Genomic DNA, 24,520 nt, shown 5'->3' with positions numbered 1-24,520 from the left:
GTAGTAAGTTCAGTTAATACATCATCGAATCTTGCGGCGGCACACTGGAATCGGTGGAGTCGTGGAGTGACGGGACGCTGATCCGACGCTACTGGATCTGATGCGGGGCACTTGGGAGTCGATGCCGGAACGTGTCCGGTCGGGGCACATCCACAGGCAACACTGTAAGTGGGAGGCAGGGGCATTGTCGGAGTTCGACCGTCATTTGGACGAGTTCATCTCCGGAAGAGATGGCGCCGCAGAGCACAATTCGAGCTCGCTCGGCGATATTCGCCAGCCCGGCGTCCAGGATGGCGCCGCCGACGTTGTCGAAGAACACCTGAATACCATCGGGAGCCAATTCGTGCAGCCGTGCCTCGACGTCGTCGGCCTTATAGTCGATGCACGCATCGAACCGGGCGATCTCGGTGACCCAGGCGCATTTGGCGGTGCCGCCCGCGATCCCGATCACCCTGCATCCCAGCGCTTTCGCGATCTGGCCCGCGATGGACCCTGTCGCGCCGGCGGCTCCGGACACCAGCACGGTATCCCCGGCCGAGGGCCTGCCGATATCGATCATGCCGAAGTAGGCGGTCAATCCAGTCGCACCGAAGATGCCGAGCATCGCCTTGGGGTCGATGCCCGGCGGAACGACATTCAGTCCCAGCAACCCCTGGCCCGAGGCGATCACGTAGTCCTGCCATCCGACCATCCCGCAAACCCAGTCTCCCACTGCGTAGTCAGCATTGCGGGATGCCACCACCTGCCCGACGCCACCGGCCCGCATCACCGCGCCGAGTGGCACTGGATCCAGGTAATTCGGGCCGTCATTGAGCCAGCCACGCTGAGTCGGATCGAAAGCCAGCCAGACCACCCTGACGAGTGCCTCATCCGGGCCCGGCGTAGGGACAGGGCCGCTCCTGAGCTGGAAGCTACTGTCGTCAACCATGCCTGCCGGTCGTCGAACAAGAATCCACTGGCGATTCACCTGGCGACGCTAACCCGCCCATCCGACCACTGTCATCCGAATTTCCTGGTCTCGCACCTGCCGCGGGGCACCGCGACTAAGCGACACCCAGATTTGGAGTACGGAGGATGTCGAAGCGGTGGCTGTTCGCTTCGAGGCCGACCGAACACACCGCTGCTCGACGATGACCGTGCAGCGGCCCTTGCTCGGAGACCGACTCGGCTACTCTGCGGCTTTTCGGTGCTCGATTGTGTAATGATCCATCACCCAGGCGTTTCGAGGTCGTCGGCAGTCATCTCGTCGAGAGAACCACATCCAGGATCCCGGTCGCCGGCGGGCCCGCGACCTGTGGGTTCGTGCTGAAACCTGGGATCGGTAGGAGGCGAGCGCGGCATCTACTTACCCCATGACATCTTCTCAACCTCCAATGAACCAACCGCAGTCCGCCGGCTTGGACAAAAAGACCAGCGCGATCCTGTCGTACGCACTGGGGTGGCTCACCGGAATCATCTTCCTGTTCGTGGGAAAGAACGATCCCGATGTGAAATTCCATGCCGCACAATCGATCGTCTTCTTCGGGGCGGTCTCGGTGGTCAATATCGTTCTGAGCATCGTCGGCTCGCTCCTCGGAGTCCTGGCGATCATCTTCAGCCTCGCCGGACTCGCAGTCGCGGTCTTCGCGGTCGTCGTCTGGATCATGGCCATGGTCCAGGCGAACAACACCGGCGGTGTCCGCGCGCAGCTTCCCATCGTCGGAAAATTCACTGCCCCATATGCCGATCAGTTGGCCAACTCGGTCAAGTAGCGGCATATTCGAAGTCCCCAGCTGGATTTCGTCATCGAGGATGCAGTCGGCACCCCTGCACGGCGGCCAGATGCGACAGTCCGAAGATCAACGGCCCGAGGCTATCTCGGGCCGTTGGCGTCCGCGCGGAACATCCGAAAATGCCGAATTGAGTGCAGTCGATTTGTGTTGTGACCACGCGTGGCCGAGTATCGCGCCGTGCGAGAAGATGGAGAGCCTGCCGCCGACATCGCGTCGACCGCAACGGAATTCGATTGGACCCGGGTCCGAAGCGAACATCAGTCGGTTCGCGGCAGCAGCGGAGTGGGAGCTGGGACAGACTCCGGGTTCGGGGATGCCGATCCACACCCATCTCCCGATCGCATCCCCGCCATGCGTGGCCGCACTTTAGACGGCGATCTCGAGGGCATTGGGACGACGCGTCACACCTCACGCCGCCGGAGTCACCCGCACACGCTGCAGATAGCCTTCTGCAATCAGTGTAAGGCGTTTTGTGCCAAGCGATTCGGTCGGCGCCCCGGCCTGTCGTCGCAGTCGAGGCTCGGTACTGGCAAACCGGCGTCGCAGCGCCACTAAAAGAGGAAGACCAGGAACCCGAAGAAGGCCACTCCTACACACAGCAGGACTAGCAACAAAATACCGATGACCACCGAGCAGTAGAAGAGCACCCGGACGGGCCGAGACATCCGATGCGCAAAAGGCCGAACCCCATCCTTTCTCCCGGCGGCAACCTCCAACCCGGCGACACGCCCCTTGCTGACCGCAATCTTCTCGATGATCGCTTCGACTGAACCGTCACGGGTTGGGGGCCGCTTCTTCCTAGAGGAAGATGGTTCCCATCATGTCGAAGCGTTACCCGCCAGAGGTTCGTGAGAAGGCTGTTCGGCTGGTCTTGGAACACCTCGATGAATACGAGTCCCCGTATGCCGCGGCGAAGGCAATCGGCCCGCGGGTCGATGTGCACTATGAAACCTTGCGGGTGTGGGTGAAGAAAGCCCTGGCCGAGGGGGCACGCCCGGGTGGCAAGGGCAGGTCGGATCTTGCTGCTGCCGAGCGTGAGGAGCTGGCGCGGCTGCGTCGGGAGAACCGGGAACTCAAGCAGGCCAACGAGATTCTGAAGCTGGCCTCGAGTTTTTTCGCCCGGGAGCTCGACCCGGGACGCCGCTGATCGTCGGGTTCATCGACGAGTACCGCCAGGTCTACGGTGTCGAGTCGATCTGCCGTGCGCTCTCGGCGTACGGGTTTCAGATCGCACCACGGACCTACCGCAAAGCCCGCCACCGACGGGCCTCGCGCAGGGATTTCGCGGATGCGTACGTGGAGAACGCGTTACGCGATCTGCAAGGCAGTCCAGAAGAAATGTATGGGCGTCGCAAGATGACTCGCTACCTGCGCCGCCAGGGCCATGATGTCGCGTTCTGCACCGTGGACCGGATCATGCGCGAACTCGGTATGAATGGCGCGGTCAGAGGCCGCAAGCATCGGACGACGATTCCGGCCAAGGACGGCGTGCGTGCCGGTGACAAACTCAACCGGGATTTCACCGCCGATGCCCCGAATATGGTGTGGGTCGCGGATTTCACGTATGTCTCGACCTGGACCGGGTGGGCGTATGTGGCGTTCGTGTTCGACGCGTACTCGCGCTCGATCGTTGGCTGGAACGTCGCGGTCACGAAGACGACCGCGCTGGTATCCAAGGCGCTCAACATGGCCGTGTGGCGGCGAGATCACTACGGCAACCCGGTCGAGCCAGGCCTGATTTTTCATTCGGATGCCGGGTCGCAAGGCGGATTCAACTGGTCGTCGCAACATTTCTCTGCTGGAGCGATTGTAGGTGATGCTCCACCGCTTCGACCGGAGTGCGCCATCCGAGTGCCTTCCGCGGTCGCGTATTGAGGGTGTACGCGACTGCCGCGAGATCCTTTACGGTCCAACGTGATAGGTCTGTTCCTTTCGGGAAGTACTGTCGCAGAAGCCCATTCGTGTTCTCGTTGGTTCCGCGCTGCCAAGGGCTGTGCGGGTCGGCGAAGAAGACCGGGACACCGGTGCTCGATGTCAACGCCGCGTGTGCCGACATCTCCTTTCCCCGGTCCCAGGTCAGGGACTTCAGAATCTGGGCCGGGAGTTTTTTCAACGCCACCGACAGAGCGTTGTTCATCGATTCCGCCCCGTACCCGCTGAGAGCAGGGCCGTTCTTGACCGGCGCCGACTTCCCCCATCCGCGCTCGCGCGGCAGGTGGACAAGCACGGTGAACCGGGTGGACCGATCGACAAGGGTGCCGATCGCGGAGCGGTCGGTGCCGATGATGAGGTCACCTTCCCAGTGGCCCGGATTCGCGCGATCCTCGGCCTCGGCCGGGCGTTCACTGATCAGCACGTCGGGGGTGACGTGGGCCCAGGCCACACGCTTGGCGCGGGCCCGCGGCATCCGCAGCGACCGGCCGGTCCGCAGATTCAAGATCAGTTCCCGGTCCAGGGCTCCCCGCCCTTCGATATACAGTGCCTGATAGATGGCTTCGTGGCTGATCCGCATCGACGTGTCGTCGGGGAAGTCGATCCGCAGCCGCCGTGAGATCTGCTCCGGGCTCCACGCCTGCACCCATTGCCGGTCCGAGCGGTGCGGCTTGTTCCGGCCGGTCCATGTTCCGGTCGCCGGGCCGGCGGCGATCCTGCCGTTCGCGTCGGCGATCCGCCCCGACAGTCGATGCTGGACGTATTCCCGAAGCTGTTGGTTATCAACGAGTTTCGCTGTTTTCGGCCGTCTGGCGAACAGTTCGGCCTTCCACTGGGCCACCGAGGCGCGGTAGTCGAGCTTGCCTCCGCGTGTCGCCGCGTTCCGCCGCAACTCCCGCGAGATGGTCGACGGGCTGCGGCTCAACGCCTGCGCGATCTGCCGCACTCCCTTGCCCTGCACCCTGAGCAGCGCGATCTCCTCCCGTGACATCCCGCCAGCATCGCGGAACCATCGACTGCCCTTGACAGGCGATACCCCCACTGCGACACCGGCTTCCGCCGGCAGCAGGCCCTCGGCGATCTTGTCCCAGAACAGGCGCTCCACTGAACGCTGCGTCCCAGGAGCGCCCGGCGACCGCATCGGCGCCCGTCCGGTGACCTCCCGCATCCAGTCCGACGGTCTTCCCATAACACCCTCCGTGACCTCGGGTGTTGCGTCCACCGGTTGAACCTGAGCAATACACCTCGGTGAAATTCACTGAATCTCTTGCACTGCAAGGACTCTCAGCGTCGGTAGGTTCGGTGGGCGATTGCCCCTTATCCGGCTAATATCCACCGATTCCCCTGGTCAAGGGGGGTTCGGTGGCCTTCGGCGATTCGTGTGTTCGCGTGTCGGCTAACCGGGAGTAGACCTGTCGGGCATGAGCACGGACAACCGTGATCGACTGCGCCTGGAACACGACGCCAGCCGGTGGTATCTGGCCGGCCCGGGTGCCGATGGGTTGCGGGTGATCGATGAGTTTCTGGGTTATCTGGCTGATCGCAACTATTCACCGAAAACGGTGCGGGCCTATGGATTCGACCTGGTGATGTTCGGGCGGTGGCTGCTCGGTGAGGGCCTCGGGGTCGAGGATGTGACCACGCCGATGCTGCTGCGGTTTTTGGCGGCGTGCCGGGCGGCGCGGTTGCCGGGACGGCCGGGCCCGAATGTGGTGGATCTGGCGGGCCGGCGCCTGGATGGGTATGCGGCGGCGACGGTGAACCGGCGGCTGGTGGCGGTGTCGGGGTTGTTCGCGTTCCGCGCGATGCGCGATCCGGCGTTGCCGAGTCCGGTGCCGAAAGGCCGTGAAGCGCAACGGTTCGTGCCGGGTGAGAAGACCGGCCTGCTGGCGCATCTGGTGCGCAAACCGCGACCGCGGTCGGCACTGCGGTTGCGGGAACCGCGGCGGCTGCCGAGGCCGTTGGCGGTGTCGGAGGCGGCGCGGCTGCTGGCGAGTCTGCGGACCTGGCGTGACCGCGCGATCGCCGGGCTGATGCTGTATTGCGGGTTGCGGTCGTGCGAGGTGCTGGCTATTGACGTCGCCGATGTCGACATCGGTCGCGGCTGGATCCGGGTCTGGGGCAAGGGCGCCACCGAACGCGCGGTCCCGCTCGACGGCGACCTGGCCCGCGTGATCCAGGGCTATCTGCTGGCCGAGCGACCCGAATCAGCTTCGGCGCGTTTGTTTCTGGTCGCCAAGGGCCCGAACCGCGGCCAGCCGCTCACCCCGGCCGGGTTGCGGACGATCTTCCGTTATCACCGGCAACTGTCCGGTGTCACGGCCGGGCATCCGCACGCGTTGCGGCATTCGTTCGGCACCGCGTTGGCCGAGGCCGGAGTCGATTTGTCGGTGATGCAGGCCTTGCTCGGGCACACCCATGTCGACACCACCGCCCGCTACATCCATCTGGCCCCGAAGCGGGTGAAGGAGGAATTCGATGCCGCACGCGCACGTATTCGCCGCCAGGTCTGACGCCGACGACATCTACCACACCTACCTGGCCGAGCTGGCGCGCACCGGCCGAGGCAGCGGCCCCTACTACAGTTCGGCCCGCACATTCCTGCAGCGCTGGCCCGATCCGCAAGCCTGGGCTGATGAGCCGCTCGAGCTGCGGTGCTCGGCGAACTCCTCAACGCGGCCGTTCATCACGTTCCTGATGCTGCACGACTGGTTGCGGCCCGGCTACGACTATCTGTTGGAACGCAAGATATCTAGCCTTTGGCGCGAGATCGACGCCTCCCCGATCGGAGGAGATCTCGCTCGATACCTCACAGTCGCAAGGGAACTCGGATTCAGCCAGCGGGTCCGCACCGCCACCGGCTCGCAGGCACCGGCGCGGTTGCTGATCCAGACCGGACGCCGCCTGCACCAGCTCACCACCGGCGATCTCGACGAGTTCGCCGACGCCTGCCGGATGCGTCAGCACCGCACCGGCAAAGGCTGGCACCACTACAAGGCCGCGCTCGCCAACACGCACTTGGTGCTGTTCCACCTCGGCATCCTGACCGAACCGCCCCGCCGCGGCGGCCCCTGGGACTTCGCGGTCCGCCTCGACGGCGTTGCCCCGGCGATCGCCGAGGCGATGATCGACTACCTCAACGCCAAACGCGGCACCTGCACCCGACACACCGTCTCCAGCATGGCCACCCGCCTGACCGGGTTCGGCCGATTCCTCACCGATCTCGACCCCACCCTGACCCGGCTGTCGCAGCTGGACCGGCGCCGCCACATCGAACCCTGGCTGACCAGCCTGGCCGACGCGGTCAGCAGCAAGACCGGCGAACCGATCGGCGTCGCCGACCACGCCCGCCGCGTCGTCGCGGTCAACACCTTCCTCACCGAGATCACCGAATGGGGATGGAACGACGCACCGAATCGGAAACTGTTGTTCCGCAACGACGTTCCCCGTCTCCCGCGCCCGCTGCCACGCTACATCCCGGTCGACGCCGACCGGCGCCTCACCGATGCCCTGCGCGCCAGTGACCACGAACTCGCCGCCTCCGCGTTGCTGCTCGCACGCGCCTGCGGACTGCGGATCGGGGAACTGCTCGACCTCGAAATCGACTGCCTCCACGAGATTGCTGGCGAGGGAGCCTGGCTGAAAGTCCCGCTCGGCAAACTCGACACCGAACGCATGGTCCCCCTCGACGACGAAACCGTCGAACTGATCGACCGGATCATCGAAATCCGCAGTCCCGGAAGACCATTACCGCACCCACGGACCGGGAAACCAGCCCAGTTCCTGTTCACCCACCACGGCGGCCGCCTGGCCCAACAAGCCGTCCGCAACGAACTCGACCGCGCCGCCACCACCGCCGGAATCGGCCACATCACCCCACACCAGCTGCGCCACACCTACGCCACCGCACTGGTCAACGCCGGAGTCTCCCTGCAATCGCTGATGGCGTTGCTCGGACACGTCTCCGCTCAGATGAGCCTGCGCTACGGAAAACTATTCGACACCACCGTCCGCACCGAATACGAACGCGCCCTCAACCTCGCCAAAGACCACCTCGCCGCCCTGCCCACCACACCCGCCGGCACCAAAGCCCTGCCTCTGGCCGACATCACCGGCGGCAAGGACTGGACCGACACACCCACGCTGAAATCCCGTCTCGCAGGAGGCTTTTGCCTGCGCGCCCCCGCCCAGGGCGCCTGCCCCTACGCCAACATCTGCGAACACTGCCCGAACTTCCGCACCGACCTCACCTACCTGCCCATCCTCGCCGCCCAACGCGCCGACGCCCAAAAACTCGCCGAAGACGCCCAACGCCGCGGCTGGATCACCGAAGCCGACCGCCACCACAAACTCATCGCCCGACTCGACGCCGCCATCACAGACATCCAGAAATCAGCCGGATAACCGCGAAACCCAACCAGCGGAACAAGATCAGCCCTGATTAGCCGGATAAGCCTATGACAACGCGCTGGCGGAATCGATCATCGGGCTTTTCAAGACCGAGGTCGTAGCCCGGCGCGGCCCGTTCAAAACTCTCGCCGACGTCGAGTACGCGCTCATGGAATGGTGCGACTGGTACAACAACGCCCGTCTGCATTCCCGGCTGGACTACCTGACCCCAGCCGAATACGAAGCCGCGTACTACTCTCAACAACCGCCACGCCGACCGGCGCTGGTCTGAAACCGAAGCCGGTCCCTTACACGTGACGGTTCAGCCCGGGGCATCCGGTTCGAGGTCCGTCCGCCCGGCTCGCCGGAACCGGGTGGAGTCGATCCGCCGACCGGATCAGAGCCCTGCCGGGTATGGTGCTCGCCTGGTCTCGTAGCGGAGCAGATTGAAGAAGTCCGTCATTGCGACGGCGACGGGCGCGTCGCGGGTGAGTATCGCCGCGGCGGTCTCCGGGATCCCGGTTGGCGCCTGGCCTGACGCGTACGCACGCAGGCGGGACTCGCGCTGATCGCGCCCAGGACCGAAGAGCTCGGTCACCAGCCACTGCCCCGTGTACATGGCGGCGTAGCAGCGGTCGTAGTTCCGGTGCCGCTCGAAGAAGGCGAGCTCGTCCTTCGCCAGCTCGAACCGGGAGGAGATCGCCAGTCCGTAGTCCGCGAAGTAGAGGCGCTCGCCGTCGGTGAGGAGATTCTGAAAGTGGGCGTCGAAATGCAGCAGGCCGTTGGCGTTCATGAACGCGATACCTGCCGCCAGGTCCCGATCCGCCATGGCCAACGCGCGGTCAGCGGCCGCACTGTCGGCCCGAAGCTGCTCACCGAGCCAGCCGAACAGGTTCCGCGGGATGTATTCCAGGAACAGCGCGATGCTCGCCGAGGACGAGCGCTGCTCCTCGAGGCGCCGCCGGACCTGCGCCCCGCCTTCCCAGTAGTCGACGACCCGATCGACATCGGCCAGCTCCTCGGGCAGCGGCGTTGTATCCGGCAGCACCCGCCAGTGGTACATCAACGGGAAGCCCGCGAACTCGCCCGCGAGCGCCCAGTTGGTGGTCATGGCATGCGCGGCGAGTTCGCGCCACGCTCCGAACCCCGGGCCGCCGATGCCGTAGTGGCAAAACATCGGCAGCTCGAAGAGATTGGCCGTGGAATGGACGTTCTCCGGCCGCAGTTCCAAGTCTGTCAGCGGTACCCGCTTGACGAACACCTGCCTCCCGGCAACCTCCAACAACACCGACTTCCCGCCGATGCCCGATCCGACCGGCTCCGCGGCGTCAAGGGCCTGCTGCAGCGCGCGATCGCTGAGCAGAACCAGGGACGTCGCGACGGAACCATATGCGGCAAGGCGCGTTTCGGAGCACAGGGACGACATGGACATCAGACTGTACTAGCGCTCCAGGACGGTGAAGGCGATGTTCGCCGAGCACTTCCCTCGAACAATGCCAGCGACGCCCACAGCGCCAAGACGTAATCGACGTCCTCGGCGTGGTCTAATCCGCCGATGCGGACCGGGCGCAGCCGAGATCGCCGATCAGCCACATGGTCGACTGTGTCGAGGCCACAACCACCTGGACGCCGGCGAACGGTGCACGCTGACTAAAGCCTTTAGAGGCCGTCGTCCGTTAGCGGCATGTTGTCGTTGTGTTCCTCCACGAAGCGAAGCGCACTGTCCCACCAGCTTTCCATTCGGCCGCCATGCGAGAGCGCCAAGACAATCGTCCCAGGGGAAAGTCGCTCGCTCGAAATACCCTGCAGTGAGACCGCTTCGATGAACGCTGTGTCACCGATGGTGGTGCGTGCCCCACGTTCTGCATCCACGTGCCATGTTTGCAGGTCATCGATTGGCGAGTAGTCGGCCAATGAGGCAACCGGCGGCCGAAACGTCTCAAGAATGACCGGAAGGATCGTGAGGAAGATGTTGTCGAGGTCCTTGCCCGCGCCGGTCTCCAGATAGAACAGCGTGACACCGACTGACGGCAAAAGCGGAGTGATCCATCTCTTGTCCGCCACAAGATCGCTCAGCTTCGTCGTCGTACGCGCGCAGAAGTCGGCCGATTCTCCAGATCGGCTAGGTAGTGGTCCCAGATCAACTGCCAGGCCATAGTCGAGCAGCCGGTGCAGCGCATCGCTAGTCGCTGGCAGCCCAGCCTCTTTTCTATGGCGCTCAGCGGCATAGGTGAACATCGCCGAAGACGAAAGTTCGTCGGTAACAGCAAGGTTCGTGGCCTGACGGCGCAGCCGGAATCTGACCTGCTCCCTCAGTGTGAGCTCGCCGTCTGCCGGCGGATCAATACCGAATTCCCGCAAGAAGTCCGGGTTGAGGTCCTCGTCGAGACCGAGATGCAAGCTCATTTCCCAGTTCGCGTGCTCGATCGTCCATTGAGTATCAAAGCTGGCAGCCCGTCGAAGCCCTGCACCCACTTGCGCCACCGTCTGCGCGGTGACAGAGATCATCGGTGTATCCGCATCCCGGAGGTGGCGAGCGAAGAGCATCTTCACCTGCCGGTCGTCGTTGTAGACGATCGGAGCGCCGTGCGCGCCGCCCAGCTCGTCCAACAGCCACTTGCAAAGCTTGTCGATCCGCGGGCTGTTCCGCCTCGTCGTATTGAATTCAATGTCGAGTGCCAAGTGAGCGCGCGACTGCGGCCATCGCCCGAGCGCTCCGTCCATGCGATGCCATGAGGCTGCGCCTTGGAACATCAGGTCCCGAAGTTCTTGTGCCCCGGCCTTTCCCTTGACCCGTTTTGACCTCGGTTCACGACTGAGCCTAAGCCGCAGCGTGGAAACGGATCGGTTGAGGTCCATCTGACGTCGTCCCGCCTCGGTCGACCAGTAAGAGCCACCACGCATTGCTCAATGCGAACACGGCTTCCGACTCGGATCAAGCCAAATTTCGGACGGTCGTTCACCGTCGCACAGCGGGCCCCCTTCAAGGTTGGTGCCTCGGTCGACAACACGGTCAACCCCTTCGAACTTCTAGAGCGGTTTCGGTTCTAGTTTGTTTTTCTGGTTCTCGTCAGGATCCACTGACAGCAGCGTCATGGACAGATGGGCGCGCACCAAGTCGCGCAGGTCGTCGGTTTGGATGCCGCCGACCAGCTCACGCGCCGCCGCAAGTCGGCGGTCCTCTTGGCTCTCTTCGCGAAGCAGCAGGCCCTGCTGAGCCATATCCCTTCGTGCCCGGTTCGATTGGACGAAGAAGATCGACGACAGGACGTTCGTCACGATACCGGCGCATACGGCGACCAGACTGGCGTACTCCTGGCCATCGGCCGTCGGCGCGTTCGAGATCGCCAGGAAGACGCCCCACATCAGCAGGCCAGCTCCGGCCAACGCGGCGATGATGCTGACGATAAAGCTGACCTTCGCCTGTGCGAGGCCTTGGGTGTACATCTCGCGCAGGATCTTCTCCTGCTTCTGCAACGATTCCGACGTCCGGATCATCGAAACGTCCGACCCCACCGAGTCCACTCGAACGTAGGCGCGGCCAGTCGCATTGATGACGAACGGCGGCTCTCGCGCTTCGATCCGTTCACGGATGTCGTCAGCCTGCCGATCAAAGACTGCCCGCTTGAAAGGTCGCACTGCCATCGATATCAGGACCAGACCAAAGAGGAGCGGGAAGTATCTGTACGAGCTGCTGGCCTCCGGACCGAATGCAGCGAAGATGAGGCCGGAGACTACGGTGGCAGCGCCTAGGCCAAGAATGACTCCCCTGAACCACCTTTCGATAGATGACACATCGGACTGCTCACCTGTGTCATCCTCCCCCTCGGCTTGTTTGGGCGATGCGTTGCGATCCGCTGGCCCCGACCGTTCTACTGGTGGCAGTTCGACCGGGTCCGCTGGCCGCGATTCGACCGACTCCGTTGGTACGGCGGGCGACTCACGGTGCGAATCCGCTGACGATGTCACGAGGCAAGGTTAAGTCACATCTGTACTCAGCACGCGAGATCGGTTGAGGCCGTCCAGGACTGCTCAAATAGGCGGCGGCGCAGTCGCCTCAGCGCTGATTTGCCAGAGCCGCAGCGGACCGCGTGGCGTTCTGGAGCGGGATAATCTCGACAACGAGCGCGACAGCTCCAGCACGGCACCGAACGTCCGGTAATGGCCGCATGGAGCGCGTTAGTCAATCGACCAAATCGGTTGGTCGACAGCGCTTCCCGATGTCCGGTATTGGCACCCCTCTATGTCAAGATGTCGGTGCGGGTGTGGGGTTAACCTGTTTGTTGGGTCCGGGATGTGGCTTGTCCGAAGGGCCGGTGTGCGGGTTGGAACCGGTCACGCTGGAGTCAAGAGTCGTTCCCGATTGCCCTCCCGGGCCTGCCAATTCACGCCGCCGCTGATCAGCGAGCATCCGGGCATAGACGACATTCGACAACCGGCGTTTGAGCGCGCGCAACGCTTCCATCGAGGTCTTCCCACCCGCCCTTCGGCCGTCGTAGTAGACGCGCCCGGCAGTGCGGTTGCGCAACTGAACGATGCCCATGATGTGCAACACCCGGTTGATCTTGCGATTGCCCGCGCGCGAAAGTCGATGCCGCTGTTGATCACCCGAAGACGCGTCCAGGGGTGCGGTGCCGTTCCAGGACGCGAACCGGTCCCGGTCCCGGAACCGGCGGATATCACCGGTATCAGCCAAAAGCCTTGCCGCGGAGGAAGGTCCGATCCCGTGCAGGTCCATCAGTGTGGAGCCACGCTCGGCGACCAACTGCCGCAGCTCCTTGTCCGCGGCCTTGGTCTTGCGGTCGATCGTTTCCAGGTCCTCGATCAATTCGACGACCAGACGCAACCGAACCCGCGCGGCCGCGTCGGCCGGTGCGATCGGGGCGATCAGTTCGCGGGCCTGGCGGGCCGAGAGGAACGTCTTGGCGCCGCCGGGAATCAGCTCGAGCAGCAACCGGTGCAGCCGGCACACGGTTTCGGTGCGGGAACGCCCGAGTTCGTCACGCCGGTCGGCGAGCATGCCCAGAGCGACCAGGTCCGGATCGGCCTCGACGCGACGAAGATTCGGTGCATGCAAGGCCGCCAGGGCGACCGAGTGGGCATCGACCGGGTCGGTTTTGCGGCCGTTGCCGGTCGCGAACACTCGCACCTGCGCCGAGAGTTTCGCGGGCACGTCGATGACGGTTTCCCCGTCGTGGACGAGGCGGTGTGCGAGGTGGCGGCCGATGCCGTTGCAGCCTTCGACAGCCCAGATCCGGTCGGGGAATCGCCTTCCAGCAGTGAGCATTTCCGCATAACCTGTGTTGTCGGTGCTGTATCTGCCGGTGGCCAGAATCTTGCTGGTCGGGTCGAGGGCTTCGATGGTAGCCGAGCGTTTGTGTGGATCCATTCCGATGATGACGGTCATCGCCGCGCCTCCCATATCAACGAAACATCGTGGTGCCCGTGCGGGAGGGCACCGCTAGTTCGAGCTTGGGGCAGGCCCCTCTTCAGCCACTCCCTGCACGGCACCCGGTGGGAGGCAAGCCATTAGAGAGCCACACCAATACAGACGGTGGGCAGCCGAATATTGGGAGCATCCCGCCGGGCACCTGGATCAAATCCTGGCCGGGATCCGATCCTGACAGCAAGTGTCTAACTAGCCGAATGCCGGATGTTCGTTCGTACTAATCCATTGGCGCACTAGGGCATTCGTCCAGCGATATTCTGAGAGATCCAGCAATGGTCAGCTGCGTTGGCGACATGAGATTGGGGGTGAGCCCAAGGCCTCGGCATAGTCGCGTTATGTCCGTTTTATTCATGCGGGGTCGAGTCGGAGGGCCTCGAGGGCTTGGTGGCGTTCCGGGCGTGGTGGCGTGCAGGCGGTTGTGATGCTGGCGTGCATGGCCGTTTTGGAGTATCCCGATGGTGAGCAGATCGTGGCGGCCAGGCGATCTGGCTATGGCCGTCAGGGCGCTTCAGGCGCATCCTGTGAAGTGCGCAGAGTGGGCGAGCGTGGTCGGCATGCTGGGTTCTGGCCAGCGAGGAGGAATGCATGGAAAGCGCGCCGAGCAGGACGGCGATGTTTGCGGCCGTGTCGCGTGGATTGTTTCGCCTGGAGACGGCGTCGCCGTGGGTATTGGACGATGTGCTGGCCCTGGTGCTTGTCGGCCCGGTATGGCAGCAGCTGCGAGACCAGTTCGATCCGCTGTTCCCCGGCCCGGTCCGTCGCGAATCCCGCGCGGCTGTCTGCACCCGCAGCCGGTACGCCGAGGACCGGCTGGCTGCTGGCGCCTTCACGCAGTACGTGATTCTTGGCGCGGGCCTTGACTCGTTCGCGTGGCGGCGGCCGGATCTACTCGGCTCGCTGACGGTGTTCGAGGTTGATCACCCTGCCTCCCAGGCATGGAAGCTCGAGCGGGTCAGGGAGCTCGGCCTGCCGCTCAGCGACTCGCAGGTATTCGTGCCGGCTGATTTCGAGGCCGGACCGGTTCAGGATGCTCTGGGCCCGGCCGGGTTCGACTGGGCGCAGCCGGCGATGTTCTGCTGGACGGGCGTCGCCCCCTATCTGACGGCACAGGCGATCGAGTCGGGGTTGCGCACGATCGCGGCGGCTGCTCCCGGGTCTGAGGTGGTGTTCTCCTACCGGGCCGAGGACTGTGCGCTCGACGACGTGGGGACGGAATTCGCCCGTATCTACACGCCGATCGCGGCTTCTGTCGGCGAGCCTCTTCAGCCCGGCTGGCCGGTATCCGAGATCGAGAGGCTGATCAGCCGGTGCGGGCTGAAGGTCGTGGACCATCCCGCACGTGCAGACCTCCAGCAGCGGTACTTCGCCGGCCGTACCGATGGCGTGCGGCCCTATACCTTCGAGACCCTGGTGGCCGCACGGGTCACCTGAGCGAGCGCAGGCCACGTCCGGCAACTTCACCCCTCTGCGAGGGCCAGGCAGTGACGGTACGGCAGAGGAGTACGGCAACCTCCAGGGTCTCGGCGTAGCCGCGTCGTGTCCGTTTTGCTCATGCTGGGCGCAGTCCGAGGGTGTCGAGGGTCCGGGTGGCGTCCCGGGCGTGGTGCCGGCAGGCGGCGGCGATGCTGGCGTGCCCGGCCGTTTTCAAGATGCCGATGGCCAGGTTGCGCAGGGCGGCCATGGCCTGGGGTCCGCTGCCGGTGCGGATCTGGGAGGCGTCTTCGCCGTAGCCCCACGTCGCGGACGTGGTGCAGGGCCCCGATCTGCCAGTGGCCGCGGATCCAGGCGGCGAGCTGGGCGGGGGTTGCCTGGTGGGCGTCCAGGCTGGTGATGGCGTAGACGGTGACGGTCCGCGTAGTAGCGGACGCAAGGCACCACGTAACGCATCCAGGCTGGGCGGAATCCGCTCATGCCGCTGGTCGCGCTGACCGAACCGCTCAGTGCGAAGGTGCGGAAGATCAACGCGCAGAGGGCTTCCGGCATCAAGCGGACGTACGCACATAGCCGATTTCCGTGTCTCCGGCTCCGGATATGTCGTGAACGCCTGCGGCACTCACGGCTCGGTTCAGCGGCCCGTGAAGCTATCCCGCCCGCTGGACCCAGCATGCTTCACGCAGCTGACTTGTCGCAGCATCGCTGCAGAACGGCGCGATCCGATCCTCGACATCGGCAACACCCTCAGAGTCGGGTCGGCGACTCAACCCTGGTGCTACGAACAGATTGCATACTCGCGCATGATCGTCGTGATGTGGTGGTGCAAGATCGGCGGCCACCCCTCGACCGACAATTCGGCACACCGCACTACCGATGACGGCGCTCGCCGAAGTTCAGTGAGCGCCGTCACCGAGGATCGACGGCCTAGACAGGATAGCTGTCTGCGCAGCGCGCACGCGGCAACCCGGCGGTCCCTGGAAGACAGGGCGCTCCGGTTCCGGCACAGGCGATTCCGTCGAATGTCGTGCAGCTGTCGAGAGCGGAAGCCGGTGGGTTAAACGGGAGGAATCAAGCTTAGAAGTGGGGTCGCTTGTTCCACTAGTTCAACGGCGACTTCGATTGCCTTGACTGCGACTTGTTTCGAAGAGCGGTGCCCCTTGTGCGCTGCGTCATTTCGGGGAGTCTTCAAGCCTGCCGTAAACCCGGGCGGTTCCGTCCCTGCTTTGAGGTCCTTCATAAGGTTGGACCTACCTTCGAGTGCCCGCGCGCGCTTAAACAGCGCTTCACGGATCGCCGGGTCAACAAGCGCTAAGTCCTGATCTAGCAGTTCGGTAATCGCTAGCTCGGCGGCGGTTCCCGCATCGATAATGGCCCTTCGGTAGTCGCCCGCCCTCAGAGCAGATCGAGCGTCGCGAATGAAAATCCACTCGTCCGGTGGTGGTTGGCCTGAACCAGCAAGCGACATGCACACCATCAAAGTTGTCTGGTCCAACGCGTCGGTATCCCTGTGTTGTGGCCAGTCCGCACTGACGGTCTGTGCGCGTCGCTTCGGCTCGCCATCAACCCAAGTCCAGATCGGTTCCATACGGGTAGCTTCAACCGCTCGCCAATAATCGCGGGGGTCCTGTTCTGTCAATACCGCCACCCACGAACTAAAGAGGGTCCACCAGGCGTCGAGCTCAGACAGGACACGTATGCGAGTGTCATCGAGTTCGGTGGAGTCTGTGACAGCGCGAGTGACTTTGAAGCCAAAGCGAGAGGCCCGCACGGTGCTTGGTATCTGATGCCCGCTGCCGTGAGTAGTCCAGTCCACAACCACACCCCACTGCAGAGAATTTTCGCGAGCGTCCGCGATATCGGATTCACATTTCGGGGCGACTTCTTCGGGCGGGTCGAGTAGGGCGTTCTGCCAAGGTATTGAAAACTTCGCAATGAACAGCGCGACATCGAACGACGACGTGCGGGTATCGAATTTTTTGCCGCAACATTCCGCGCTCAGATGAAGGCCTGTACCGCATGAGAAGTGCCCGAGAACGCTTAGTGGTGGATTGAAACTTGTCACCGGCACCCCGGGAACCCGATTGTTGCGTTGAGCTTGACGTGGATCGTCAGGACCTTGCTTGAATGGCGCAGCGAATTCATCTCAACCTCAGCGATCGGTTCTCCAGTTACAGGATCAGCGATGTGTCGAAACGTGCGAATTCGATACTGCTCGGCAGTTCCCTGAGGGTCGTTGAAGGTAGCCCCAATCCATTTCCATAGTTCCGAACCGCGCACCATTATGGATTCCGTACCGGGAATCGGGTCCCCAGGCTGCACCAACCTTTGCACGGTTTCATGAGGCGGAGCTTGGTGGTAGAAGAGTGCCTCTTCGCCCACGAACTCGCCATTGATCGTGATCAGCCGTGTGCTCTCGTCCTCTTTAAGATCGGTAATTAGGGCGTGACTGCCAGCGCCCGGGCCGTCGGTGGGCACGATAATGTGGTCGCCCGGGCGCAGCTCGCGCACACGAGTAGGTCGGATCGGGTAGAAGGACGGTTCGCTCACGCATAGATCCTCGCACCTGCCGCCGACATAAACTGCGGCACCCGCGCGCGGAGGTCGTTCGATGGTGGCCGCCGAGCGCGCGGAAATCTATGCCGCTGGTCGCGTTGACCGAACCGCCCAGCGCGAAGGGGCGGAAGATCAATGCGCAGAGGGCTTCCGGCATCAAGCGGACATACCGCACATGCCGAGTTGAGGGTCTTTCGAAGACAGCTGCCGCTGCGGGCTGGACTGTGCGCTCGGTAGTCTGACTTTGGTTGCGGGCGTACGAAAACGCTGCGCCAAGGTCCTCATCACGTCACTAAACTGGGTCGAGTGTCCACCTTCGAGGAGATCACTCGCCACCGCGAGCGCGACCCTTCCGAGAATCCTTGGGTCAACGGACCACCCGCACCCGAGACGATCCGGATCGTCCCGTACAACCCCCAGTGGCCGCACCGATTTCAAGCCTTGGTGGCTGCTATAGCCACAGCTCTCGGCGATCTAGCCCTCGATATCGAGCACATAGGTTCCACCTCGGTCCCCGGGCTGGCAGCGAAGGACGTCATCGATATCGTCCTTACCGTCGCCGACCCGCGAAAGGAGACCAGCTACGTCCCTCCGCTCGAAGGCCTCGGCTATCGCCTCACGGTTCGAGAGCCATCGTTTCACGAGCATCGGTGCCTCAGGCTCGCAGTTCCTCGCGTCAACCTGCATGTCTTCGCCGCGGACTGCCCGGAGACCATCCGGCTCCGAATGTTTCGCGACTGGCTTCGCACCCACCCCGACGACCGCGCCATCTACGAGGACACCAAACGAGCCGCGGTCCCCGGGGGAGGCCACGTCATGGACTACAACGCACGCAAACAGCACATGATCCACGAGATCTACGACCGCCTTTTCCATGCTGCCGGGTCGAAGTAGGCCTGACCGCCGTACACATACCGCCGCAAGGCGCCCCGTCGGCAGAACCAACAGCGAATAGTTGATCAGTTCGTCGCCAACACCTCTGGAACGTTCGCATTTCCGAATATCGGGCGTCGCCCGCCGACCGTGCAGTCCACATCCAACTCCCGCCCCGCTCGCCCGAGCGCCCACAGCGGTGCGGATACGGGTCCAAGGTCTCTTGAGCTGCGGGGGAGGGAGCTAGTCTTGGCTGGTGCTGCCGCCGAAAGCTGTTCGTCCGCTCTTGAAGTACTTCGACTCAATTGATTCGTGCGTGGCGCGGAAACTAGTTAGGAAGCGCCCATGGCAGGAGCCAGCACTGACGTCCCTGCTGTGTGACCTCATGGATGCTGATGCGCAGGAAGACTATATACTTCGTAGGGATCTCGCCTGGCTGAACAAGCGTCTCAGCCGGGCAGTTCCATTGCTGGAGTTGAGGTTTGACATCGACACGCACGAGTATCCCTCGAGCGTTGAGCGTTATGTAACGCAATCTGATCTGGGCCTCGTCGTTCGCTACGAGGACAATGTGAAGCCGGAGCTCGGTTGGGAAGCAGCCTGCTTGCTTCAGGCCAAGAAGCTTTATCTAGATTCAACCGGGAAATATTCACTCAGCTCCGATTTTCGTGCCAAAGATCAAAAGCAGCGCAGCAGAGCCGAAAAAGTAAATAAGGCCCTAGACTGTGAACTAATTCGATATTTGCTCTACTGCCCCCGGCCCGAAGACCTGGACACGAGTACTGCGGCGATACTGCGCCACCTTCGTGACCTCAATATTTCCAAGGAAATATTCGACTTCACTCAGGGCATGGAGCTGTACGCCAATCTGTTGAGTAGAAATCCCATATTGGATGCTGGCCTGGTGGTAGCGCCTGTCAGTGCCGTGCCGAAGACTCTCGCCCAGACCTATGAGCAGATGTTCTCGGAATCGCTGCCATGGGCTTGGTTCTTGACATTTTGGCTCACTGGCACCAGCAGTTGCGGAGCTGCTCACCCTTTAATGGAGGAGATGAGGTCCGACCGGCAGCCGGACATCGCTTCGCGCATCGTTAAGGGCAATCCAGCTGCAGTCCGCGAACTCTTGCAGCAGGTTGGCGAGCTGGATGCCCGTGACTTCCGTTTCATGCCCGCGAATACAGTGACGATTACGGCATCGATAGGCCCAAATCTCGAACGAGATCAGACGGTTCAGTAAGGGCCCGATACCAGACAACAGAGCATCTCGGTACTGTCGCTGATCGCACGCGCCGCCGTTGCGCACATTGCCTGTCGTCACAAAGCGCCGTCGCAATACACGCTCATGCCGCTGGGCGCGCAGTCGCTGGGGTAAGATGTGTTGCGGCTCAAGCTATTTAGCAAGTTAGATTTTCGGACGCATATGCAGAGGTGGTCGCGCGGCACGATCACCGTTATCCTCCGCTCAGTCCCCATTTGTCGAGACCGGTGTAGATGCGGGCGACGCGGAGCCTTGGTGCGTCGTAGCATTCGGCCTCGCCCGTATAGATCGCGATCAGCGAATCCGTGCCTCGCCGCCAGGTGTCGGCCAGCCCGCGAACCTCGGTCACGGGTTCGAGGGTGCTCAACGCCAGCCCGTCGACCGCATCACCGCGAATTGTGCTGATCTGCTGGGCGTAGTAGGACGCATGGTGAGCCAGCGCAAGCGATTCGATCCATCCTTCGATGCTTGCGTGTAGTGGCACCCACCGATCGCCGTCGATGCCGAATTCTCCTGCGGGACCGATCATGAAAGCGTAGGCCATCGACGCTCGCTCCACCCCCGCCTCGAACCATCCGCCCCGCTCGAGCGCCTCGCCTGGCATATCGGCCTGCAGCATCTTGGGTCCGCCTTCATAGTCCAGAGACGGCGGCAGGACCAGCCCGCCCCACCGCCGCTGAAACTCGATGACACGGTCGACCTGCGTTGCGGGAATGCCGATTTCGAGCCACCGGTCCCGATACTCCTCCAATGGGGGGCATTCGCAGCGAACACAGTGCTTCGCAATGAAATACTCGCTTCGGCGTGTGAGCCGCTCGGACGAATCGACGACGGGCTGCAGATCCACGCGGCTGACGGTATACCGACTCGACGGTTGGCACGAACATGCGCTCATACCGCTGAATGAGCGCTTCGGCGGGGTCGGCCCACAGCTTCCCGGTGCATCCTCTTCTGCCGAATATCGTGCGTTTTCCGACGCCTCCGAATATCGACACTGGCAGTCAAGAACGGACTCGGATGCGCTGTCGCAGTCGATCTAGTGTTACTGGGGACGGGAGTTCCGGGATACGGTGTTCGTGCGGATCAAGCGGGCGGTCACCATTCGATCGCCGACGTACGCATAAGGCACCAGGTATCCGAAGTGACCACTACGGCCTTGTTGCAGCGGAACGAACTGCCAACTGGCGGTACCCGTCACACCGTCATGAGGCTCCAGTCGACGCGGCAAGACTGAATCAGGGGCACCGTCGAGGGCCCTCACGGTTCCTGGTCCGATGAACATCGTCCGTGCGCTGAGCCGCCCCATCCTCTGGTCAACGCACACGCTGTGAACAGTCGCTGCGAGGCGGCCCGAGTTGGTCACCGTGAAGAACAGGGTCAGGGTCATTTTCCCCTCGGCGATGACCATGTCCCCTGCCATTGCCGAGAACTTGATTCGTGGACCCGAACGGACCCACGTCACGACTTGCCAGATGAGGGCCAGAGCCGACATTGCAAGCGCTGACCACGCCACCACATCAGTCACCACACGACGATAAGGGCCTGCCGCAGCGGATGACAGCTCAAACCCGAGATTTCACAGTCAGTGTTCTCCAAACCGTGTGCGTTGCTTTTGGTTTCGTAGGACGACCAGGCAACCTCTATCTGAGCGAGAACATCCTGTATTGCCGCGACCCGCGCGGTGGTCATGCGTCCAATCGGTTGGCTGTTAGTGCTTTCCAACGCGCGCTTCTAGCCGATTCCAGGGCATTCGACCGTCCGCTGGCAACACTGTTGCCGGCGAACACATTTCATTCCCTTCCGCGACGGCAGCGCGATCGGCCGAGCGAGCCGTCGACCTGCGGCATGGGACGAGCGCGCAGCCGTCACCCCGCGCGAAGCTTGTCGCGCGGGGTGACGGCTGACATGAACGGCGACCCATTGACAGCCGCCCCGTCCCGAGTGGGGGTTCGGTCAGGTAAGTAGCCCAACCAGCAGGGCCAGCACCGCGACGGTCAGAGCCAACGCCGAACCGAATGCTTTGCCTCCGGTGAGGATCGCGACGGACCACGAGGTTCCGCTGTGGCGGGCGAGCGCGGTCGCGCCGGCGGCGACTAGCAGACCGGTCAGGACTCCCGCGACGCCCAGCAGTAGAAGAATGATTTTGGCAGACAACGACATCGGCATGATTTCCGGCCTTTCGTTCACGGTTGGTGCTGACGCGAACGATTCCGGAATCGACGTATGCTGCCGTACAGCGCACGGTAATGTACGCCGTGATCGGGCGGGCGGGGAGGAGCGCACGTGGACGGCAACGCGGCCCTGACCGAACTGGTCCAGCTGATCCGGGCCCGGTTGGCCGTGCGGCGGATGGCGGTGTTGGCGTTGGAGCAGCGCACCGGTCTGGGCCACACGACCGTCAGCCGCGCACTCAACGGACGGGCCGTGCCCTCACAACGCACCGTCGCGCTGATCGCCGACGCGTTGGGCGCGGACCCGAAGCCATGGCTGATACTGCGCCAGGCCGCCGCCGAACACGATCAGCCAGCAGTCGAGCTGGCTGCGGCCAGAGCGGGTGTGGTGCTCGATATCGGAGCGGTGCGGCCTCCGTGGGCGGGCGTCGAATGGGCAGAAGTACGTTTCAGCGTCTCGAACTTCACCGACCACGCAGTGAAACTGACACGCTTGGCGATCGAGGTGCTCACCGCAACGGAATCGACGGTGTCCCAGGGTGCAAGCCCGGCGGCACCGATCGACGAATACTTCATGGTCGGCGAAATAGTCCCAGGGGCAAGCGAAGTCGAACTGCTTGACCGCCACCACCTGTTGGAGCCCGCAGCCACCGACGGTTTCTTCCTCAAGATCACCGCGCCGGAAGCCTACGCGTACCAACTGCAGCTGCTGGCGCAATGGCACGTCCTGGGAGCGCAGGATCCGATGCTCGACCGGTCGGCGATGTTCGAAGTAGAGTTCCCGGCCCGATCGGTGGCCGCGTTGGCCGCAGTCGTGCGACGACGACGGATGCAACAAGGTCAGGAAGGTGCCGCGGGGTGAAGGTCGACGACGATGCACTGCTACGGCGCGTTGCCGCTGCGAAGCGGACGGAGATGACCCACCCCGGATTTTCCGGGCGTGCACCGTTCGACGTCCTCTATTACGTGAATCTCGCAAAGTTGCCGCGGTTTCGTGAACTGATCGCCGACGAGGAAGCGTTCGCCACCATCACCTGCGACGGCTGCGGCCTCACCGGCAAAGTGAGCGCGCCAATGATCGTCGAGCTCCAGTCCCGGAAGCTGTTGGTCTTCGTCACCCACGGGGGTGACGGACACGGGCTCGAGGACGCCTTCGACCATGTCCGCAGACTGGTTGCGGACGTGCTGCCGACACACGTGATGGACCGGCTGTTCGAGCTGCCGTTCACCGCAGTGCACGGGCTATACGGGCTGCGAACCCTGCTGGACACTTTCGACGGTCACCCGATTCCGCCAGCGACACCGCCGCTGCCCCACCCGGTCGATCCTCCGGTGCTCCGGTTCACCCAGCAGTTCGGCTACACCTACGGCGAACTGTACTTCTCTTCTACTATCCCGGGCAGCAGTGGATCGACGACCTGGTGGCCATGCTGGTCGGTGCGGGCGAAGGCGCTGACAGCACACACGATCTCGCGCATATCCGCACCATCCTCATCGAGTTCGCTGCGCTCGCGGAAGCACGTCATCCATGGCTCTCCCAGGAAATCGGGCGGCTGTCCCTCGAGATCGGCGACCTCGACAGTGCCGAGATCTGGCTCGACGACGCCCGCGAATGCGGCAACCAATGGTTGGCGGTCACCACGGCCTTCTACGACTCGACGCCTCGCACACGCGCAGGCGAAGACCCGCAGAGCAGCGCGCTCCCACATGCCACCCCCGCCCGGTTCCGCACCGATGTGCGAGCCACCCGGCACGTTGTGCTGCGCAAAGCGCCAGCGGTCGAAGACTACGGGGTGTGGCGATTCCACGACGCCGAACTCGCAGCGCCGACACAGTGGTACGAATGGCGCCGAGTTGTCGCGGCACGCGGGTACGGCGTCGGTGTCCTGCACCGCCTTCTCATCGAGGAGCGGCTACGTCCACGCACCGACGTAGGCACGATCTTCGGCTCGACTGCCACCGAGTCCGTACAGATGTTGGAACGGTCACCGGAAGAAGCCGACTTGTTCTGGCGCTACTACGTTCTCGGACGCTGGGCACACCGATTGGGGATCTCGGTGAAGAACCTCACGATTACCCCAGCGGTGCGCGCGGCGATGAACGACCTTCTCGAATTCGTCCAAGAGGGGGCCGAGTTGCCTGCCGCAGACGATTCCGACGACTACGAGCAAGCGTGGCGACGCAACACGGCACGGACGCTGCGGGCCTGGCAGGAGCGCTAGAAACAGCCAGCTGCCCCACGAACCGAACGTCAGAGGTCAACCACACAGCGAGCGTTCGGAAACATTCGAGGTCCGGCGGGGGTTGCCGCTCGCAATCGGGTCCCTCGCCGCATCCGCTCATGCCGCTTATCGAGCGTTTTTCTGCTGGTCAACGCCGGTATTGGCCACGTTGTGCGCTCGGTCGTCGAGCGCCTGACGCGGCGACCGTCGGCCGCCTTGGTCGCCGGAACTGCCGCTCGTGACCGCGCGGATGCGGGCCGGGATGCCCAAATCGGTTGGTGCCGTGCCTATTTTGCGGGTGAGCATGCGATCTACGCTGGCGAGCTTGACCGCCGCGGCGTTGAGACTGATCTGGAGCCCTTCGACCTCTCCGGTCCAACCGTTAGCGCGAGCTTCGGCGATACGGTCACGGAGATTAGCGGCAATCTCGACCAGCTTGTTCCGAGCGCGGGGGTCAACCCGCAGGC

Annotated in this window: 24 protein-coding genes and 1 other annotated feature; of the genes, 11 read left to right on the top strand and 13 right to left on the bottom strand. The window is 63.4% G+C overall.

Features of this window, described 5'->3' with window-relative positions:
- Nucleotides 1-88 precede the first annotated feature (88 nt).
- Complete coding sequence (locus tag ACFYOW_RS45215) at nt 89-967, bottom strand: NADP-dependent oxidoreductase (RefSeq protein WP_387297583.1); 879 nt, start codon at nt 965-967, stop codon at nt 89-91.
- A gap of 406 nt (nt 968-1,373) precedes the next feature.
- Between ACFYOW_RS45215 and ACFYOW_RS45210 the strand changes: the two genes are divergently transcribed.
- The 3 genes from ACFYOW_RS45210 (at nt 1,374) to ACFYOW_RS45200 (ending at nt 3,647) form a co-directional block, all read left to right on the top strand.
- Nucleotides 1,374-1,751: a DUF4870 domain-containing protein gene (locus ACFYOW_RS45210; RefSeq protein WP_387297581.1), complete on the top strand. Its 378-nt coding sequence runs from the start codon at nt 1,374-1,376 to the stop codon at nt 1,749-1,751.
- An 841-nt stretch (nt 1,752-2,592) separates the two neighbouring features.
- A complete protein-coding gene (locus ACFYOW_RS45205; protein ID WP_387297579.1) occupies nt 2,593-2,919 on the top strand; it encodes a transposase in 327 nt (108 codons plus the stop codon).
- Nucleotides 2,879-3,008: a sequence feature (AL1L pseudoknot), on the top strand. (Overlaps the previous gene by 41 nt.)
- Nucleotides 2,916-3,647, top strand: coding sequence for an IS3 family transposase (locus tag ACFYOW_RS45200; RefSeq protein WP_387297650.1), 732 nt, complete (start codon nt 2,916-2,918; stop codon nt 3,645-3,647). It overlaps the preceding feature by 93 nt. The genes ACFYOW_RS45205 and ACFYOW_RS45200 overlap by 4 nt, the downstream gene beginning before the upstream one ends.
- On the opposite strand, the gene ACFYOW_RS45195 is transcribed toward ACFYOW_RS45200, so the two are convergent.
- Nucleotides 3,544-4,872 carry an IS30 family transposase gene (locus tag ACFYOW_RS45195; RefSeq protein WP_387297648.1) on the bottom strand — a complete coding sequence of 443 codons (1,329 nt, stop codon included), beginning with the start codon at nt 4,870-4,872 and terminating at the stop codon, nt 3,544-3,546. The genes ACFYOW_RS45200 and ACFYOW_RS45195 overlap by 104 nt on opposite strands.
- A gap of 253 nt (nt 4,873-5,125) precedes the next feature.
- Here ACFYOW_RS45195 and ACFYOW_RS45190 point away from each other — a divergent pair, with 253 nt between their 5' ends.
- From ACFYOW_RS45190 to ACFYOW_RS45180, 3 genes are all read left to right on the top strand, one after another.
- Nucleotides 5,126-6,217: a tyrosine-type recombinase/integrase gene (locus ACFYOW_RS45190; protein ID WP_387297577.1), complete on the top strand. Its 1,092-nt coding sequence runs from the start codon at nt 5,126-5,128 to the stop codon at nt 6,215-6,217.
- A complete protein-coding gene (locus ACFYOW_RS45185; RefSeq protein ID WP_387297575.1) occupies nt 6,183-8,108 on the top strand; it encodes a tyrosine-type recombinase/integrase in 1,926 nt (641 codons plus the stop codon). Before ACFYOW_RS45190 ends, ACFYOW_RS45185 begins: the two co-directional genes overlap by 35 nt.
- Before the next feature lie 64 nt (nt 8,109-8,172).
- A complete protein-coding gene (locus ACFYOW_RS45180) occupies nt 8,173-8,385 on the top strand; it encodes an integrase core domain-containing protein (RefSeq protein ID WP_387297646.1) in 213 nt (70 codons plus the stop codon).
- Between the two features lie 105 nt (nt 8,386-8,490).
- Here ACFYOW_RS45180 and ACFYOW_RS45175 read toward each other — a convergent pair whose 3' ends face one another.
- The 4 genes from ACFYOW_RS45175 to ACFYOW_RS45160 all read right to left on the bottom strand — a co-directional run bounded on the left by ACFYOW_RS45175 (nt 8,491) and on the right by ACFYOW_RS45160 (nt 13,500).
- Complete coding sequence (locus tag ACFYOW_RS45175) at nt 8,491-9,525, bottom strand: protein kinase family protein (protein ID WP_387297573.1); 1,035 nt, start codon at nt 9,523-9,525, stop codon at nt 8,491-8,493.
- Nucleotides 9,526-9,752: 227 nt separating this feature from the next.
- Nucleotides 9,753-10,952, bottom strand: coding sequence for a hypothetical protein (locus ACFYOW_RS45170; RefSeq protein ID WP_387297571.1), 1,200 nt, complete (start codon nt 10,950-10,952; stop codon nt 9,753-9,755).
- 171 nt (nt 10,953-11,123) lie between these two features.
- Complete coding sequence (locus ACFYOW_RS45165; RefSeq protein ID WP_387297569.1) at nt 11,124-12,062, bottom strand: hypothetical protein; 939 nt, start codon at nt 12,060-12,062, stop codon at nt 11,124-11,126.
- A 277-nt stretch (nt 12,063-12,339) separates the two neighbouring features.
- Nucleotides 12,340-13,500, bottom strand: coding sequence for an IS110 family transposase (locus tag ACFYOW_RS45160; protein WP_387297567.1), 1,161 nt, complete (start codon nt 13,498-13,500; stop codon nt 12,340-12,342).
- Nucleotides 13,501-14,127: 627 nt separating this feature from the next.
- Here ACFYOW_RS45160 and ACFYOW_RS45155 point away from each other — a divergent pair.
- Complete coding sequence (locus tag ACFYOW_RS45155) at nt 14,128-14,973, top strand: class I SAM-dependent methyltransferase (protein WP_387297564.1); 846 nt, start codon at nt 14,128-14,130, stop codon at nt 14,971-14,973.
- A gap of 1,057 nt (nt 14,974-16,030) precedes the next feature.
- On the opposite strand, the gene ACFYOW_RS45150 is transcribed toward ACFYOW_RS45155, so the two are convergent.
- Together ACFYOW_RS45150 and ACFYOW_RS45145 are read right to left on the bottom strand one after the other, a co-directional pair.
- Nucleotides 16,031-17,044, bottom strand: coding sequence for a hypothetical protein (locus ACFYOW_RS45150; RefSeq protein ID WP_387297562.1), 1,014 nt, complete (start codon nt 17,042-17,044; stop codon nt 16,031-16,033).
- Entirely contained in the window at nt 17,035-17,523 is a 489-nt protein-coding gene (locus ACFYOW_RS45145; protein ID WP_387297560.1) for a hypothetical protein, read from the bottom strand. Before ACFYOW_RS45145 ends, ACFYOW_RS45150 begins: the two co-directional genes overlap by 10 nt.
- A gap of 312 nt (nt 17,524-17,835) precedes the next feature.
- Here ACFYOW_RS45145 and ACFYOW_RS45140 point away from each other — a divergent pair, with 312 nt between their 5' ends.
- Both ACFYOW_RS45140 and ACFYOW_RS45135 read left to right on the top strand, forming a co-directional pair.
- Entirely contained in the window at nt 17,836-18,423 is a 588-nt protein-coding gene (locus tag ACFYOW_RS45140) for a GrpB family protein (protein ID WP_387297558.1), read from the top strand.
- 235 nt (nt 18,424-18,658) lie between these two features.
- Nucleotides 18,659-19,639, top strand: a complete 981-nt coding sequence (locus ACFYOW_RS45135; RefSeq protein WP_387297555.1) for a hypothetical protein — start codon at nt 18,659-18,661, stop codon at nt 19,637-19,639.
- Between the two features lie 214 nt (nt 19,640-19,853).
- Here ACFYOW_RS45135 and ACFYOW_RS45130 read toward each other — a convergent pair whose 3' ends face one another.
- From ACFYOW_RS45130 to ACFYOW_RS45120, 3 genes are all read right to left on the bottom strand, one after another.
- The gene (locus ACFYOW_RS45130; protein ID WP_387297553.1) at nt 19,854-20,507 is read right to left on the bottom strand and encodes a hypothetical protein; all 654 of its coding nucleotides are present in this window, start codon (nt 20,505-20,507) and stop codon (nt 19,854-19,856) included.
- A 195-nt stretch (nt 20,508-20,702) separates the two neighbouring features.
- The gene (locus ACFYOW_RS45125; protein ID WP_387297551.1) at nt 20,703-21,185 is read right to left on the bottom strand and encodes a hypothetical protein; all 483 of its coding nucleotides are present in this window, start codon (nt 21,183-21,185) and stop codon (nt 20,703-20,705) included.
- A 428-nt stretch (nt 21,186-21,613) separates the two neighbouring features.
- Nucleotides 21,614-21,814 carry a hypothetical protein gene (locus ACFYOW_RS45120; protein ID WP_387297549.1) on the bottom strand — a complete coding sequence of 67 codons (201 nt, stop codon included), beginning with the start codon at nt 21,812-21,814 and terminating at the stop codon, nt 21,614-21,616.
- 129 nt (nt 21,815-21,943) lie between these two features.
- Here ACFYOW_RS45120 and ACFYOW_RS45115 point away from each other — a divergent pair, with 129 nt between their 5' ends.
- Nucleotides 21,944-22,693 (top strand): helix-turn-helix domain-containing protein, encoded by a 750-nt coding sequence (locus ACFYOW_RS45115; protein WP_387297547.1) that lies wholly within the window; start codon nt 21,944-21,946, stop codon nt 22,691-22,693.
- 20 nt (nt 22,694-22,713) lie between these two features.
- On the opposite strand, the gene ACFYOW_RS45110 is transcribed toward ACFYOW_RS45115, so the two are convergent.
- Complete coding sequence (locus ACFYOW_RS45110; protein WP_387297545.1) at nt 22,714-22,992, bottom strand: hypothetical protein; 279 nt, start codon at nt 22,990-22,992, stop codon at nt 22,714-22,716.
- A 260-nt stretch (nt 22,993-23,252) separates the two neighbouring features.
- Here ACFYOW_RS45110 and ACFYOW_RS45105 point away from each other — a divergent pair, with 260 nt between their 5' ends.
- Nucleotides 23,253-24,053, top strand: a complete 801-nt coding sequence (locus ACFYOW_RS45105; protein ID WP_387297543.1) for a hypothetical protein — start codon at nt 23,253-23,255, stop codon at nt 24,051-24,053.
- 126 nt (nt 24,054-24,179) lie between these two features.
- Here ACFYOW_RS45105 and ACFYOW_RS45100 read toward each other — a convergent pair whose 3' ends face one another.
- Nucleotides 24,180-24,359 carry a hypothetical protein gene (locus tag ACFYOW_RS45100; protein ID WP_387297541.1) on the bottom strand — a complete coding sequence of 60 codons (180 nt, stop codon included), beginning with the start codon at nt 24,357-24,359 and terminating at the stop codon, nt 24,180-24,182.
- Between the last annotated feature and the right edge of the window lie 161 nt (nt 24,360-24,520).

Source organism: Nocardia sp. NPDC006982, from assembly GCF_042869435.1.
In the GTDB taxonomy this organism is placed as follows: Bacteria; Actinomycetota; Actinomycetes; order Mycobacteriales; family Mycobacteriaceae; genus Nocardia.
Note: the sequence above shows the minus strand (reverse complement) of the source record. Positions and strands in the feature narration are given on the sequence as shown.

What these genes read in the sequence shown, in the direction of transcription:
- ACFYOW_RS45210 (WP_387297581.1), top strand. Translation starts at nt 1,374, where the DNA reads ATGAACCAACCGCAGTCCGCCGGCTTGGACAAAAAGACCAGCGCGATC.
- ACFYOW_RS45205 (WP_387297579.1), top strand. Translation starts at nt 2,593, where the DNA reads ATGTCGAAGCGTTACCCGCCAGAGGTTCGTGAGAAGGCTGTTCGGCTG.
- ACFYOW_RS45195 (WP_387297648.1), bottom strand. Translation starts at nt 4,872, where the DNA reads ATGCGGGAGGTCACCGGACGGGCGCCGATGCGGTCGCCGGGCGCTCCT.
- ACFYOW_RS45190 (WP_387297577.1), top strand. Translation starts at nt 5,126, where the DNA reads ATGAGCACGGACAACCGTGATCGACTGCGCCTGGAACACGACGCCAGC.
- ACFYOW_RS45185 (WP_387297575.1), top strand. Translation starts at nt 6,183, where the DNA reads ATGCCGCACGCGCACGTATTCGCCGCCAGGTCTGACGCCGACGACATC.
- ACFYOW_RS45175 (WP_387297573.1), bottom strand. Translation starts at nt 9,525, where the DNA reads ATGTCCATGTCGTCCCTGTGCTCCGAAACGCGCCTTGCCGCATATGGT.
- ACFYOW_RS45170 (WP_387297571.1), bottom strand. Translation starts at nt 10,952, where the DNA reads ATGGACCTCAACCGATCCGTTTCCACGCTGCGGCTTAGGCTCAGTCGT.
- ACFYOW_RS45160 (WP_387297567.1), bottom strand. Translation starts at nt 13,500, where the DNA reads ATGACCGTCATCATCGGAATGGATCCACACAAACGCTCGGCTACCATC.
- ACFYOW_RS45155 (WP_387297564.1), top strand. Translation starts at nt 14,128, where the DNA reads ATGGAAAGCGCGCCGAGCAGGACGGCGATGTTTGCGGCCGTGTCGCGT.
- ACFYOW_RS45110 (WP_387297545.1), bottom strand. Translation starts at nt 22,992, where the DNA reads ATGGTCGAAGGCGTCCTCGAGCCCGTGTCCGTCACCCCCGTGGGTGAC.
- ACFYOW_RS45100 (WP_387297541.1), bottom strand. Translation starts at nt 24,359, where the DNA reads ATGCTCACCCGCAAAATAGGCACGGCACCAACCGATTTGGGCATCCCG.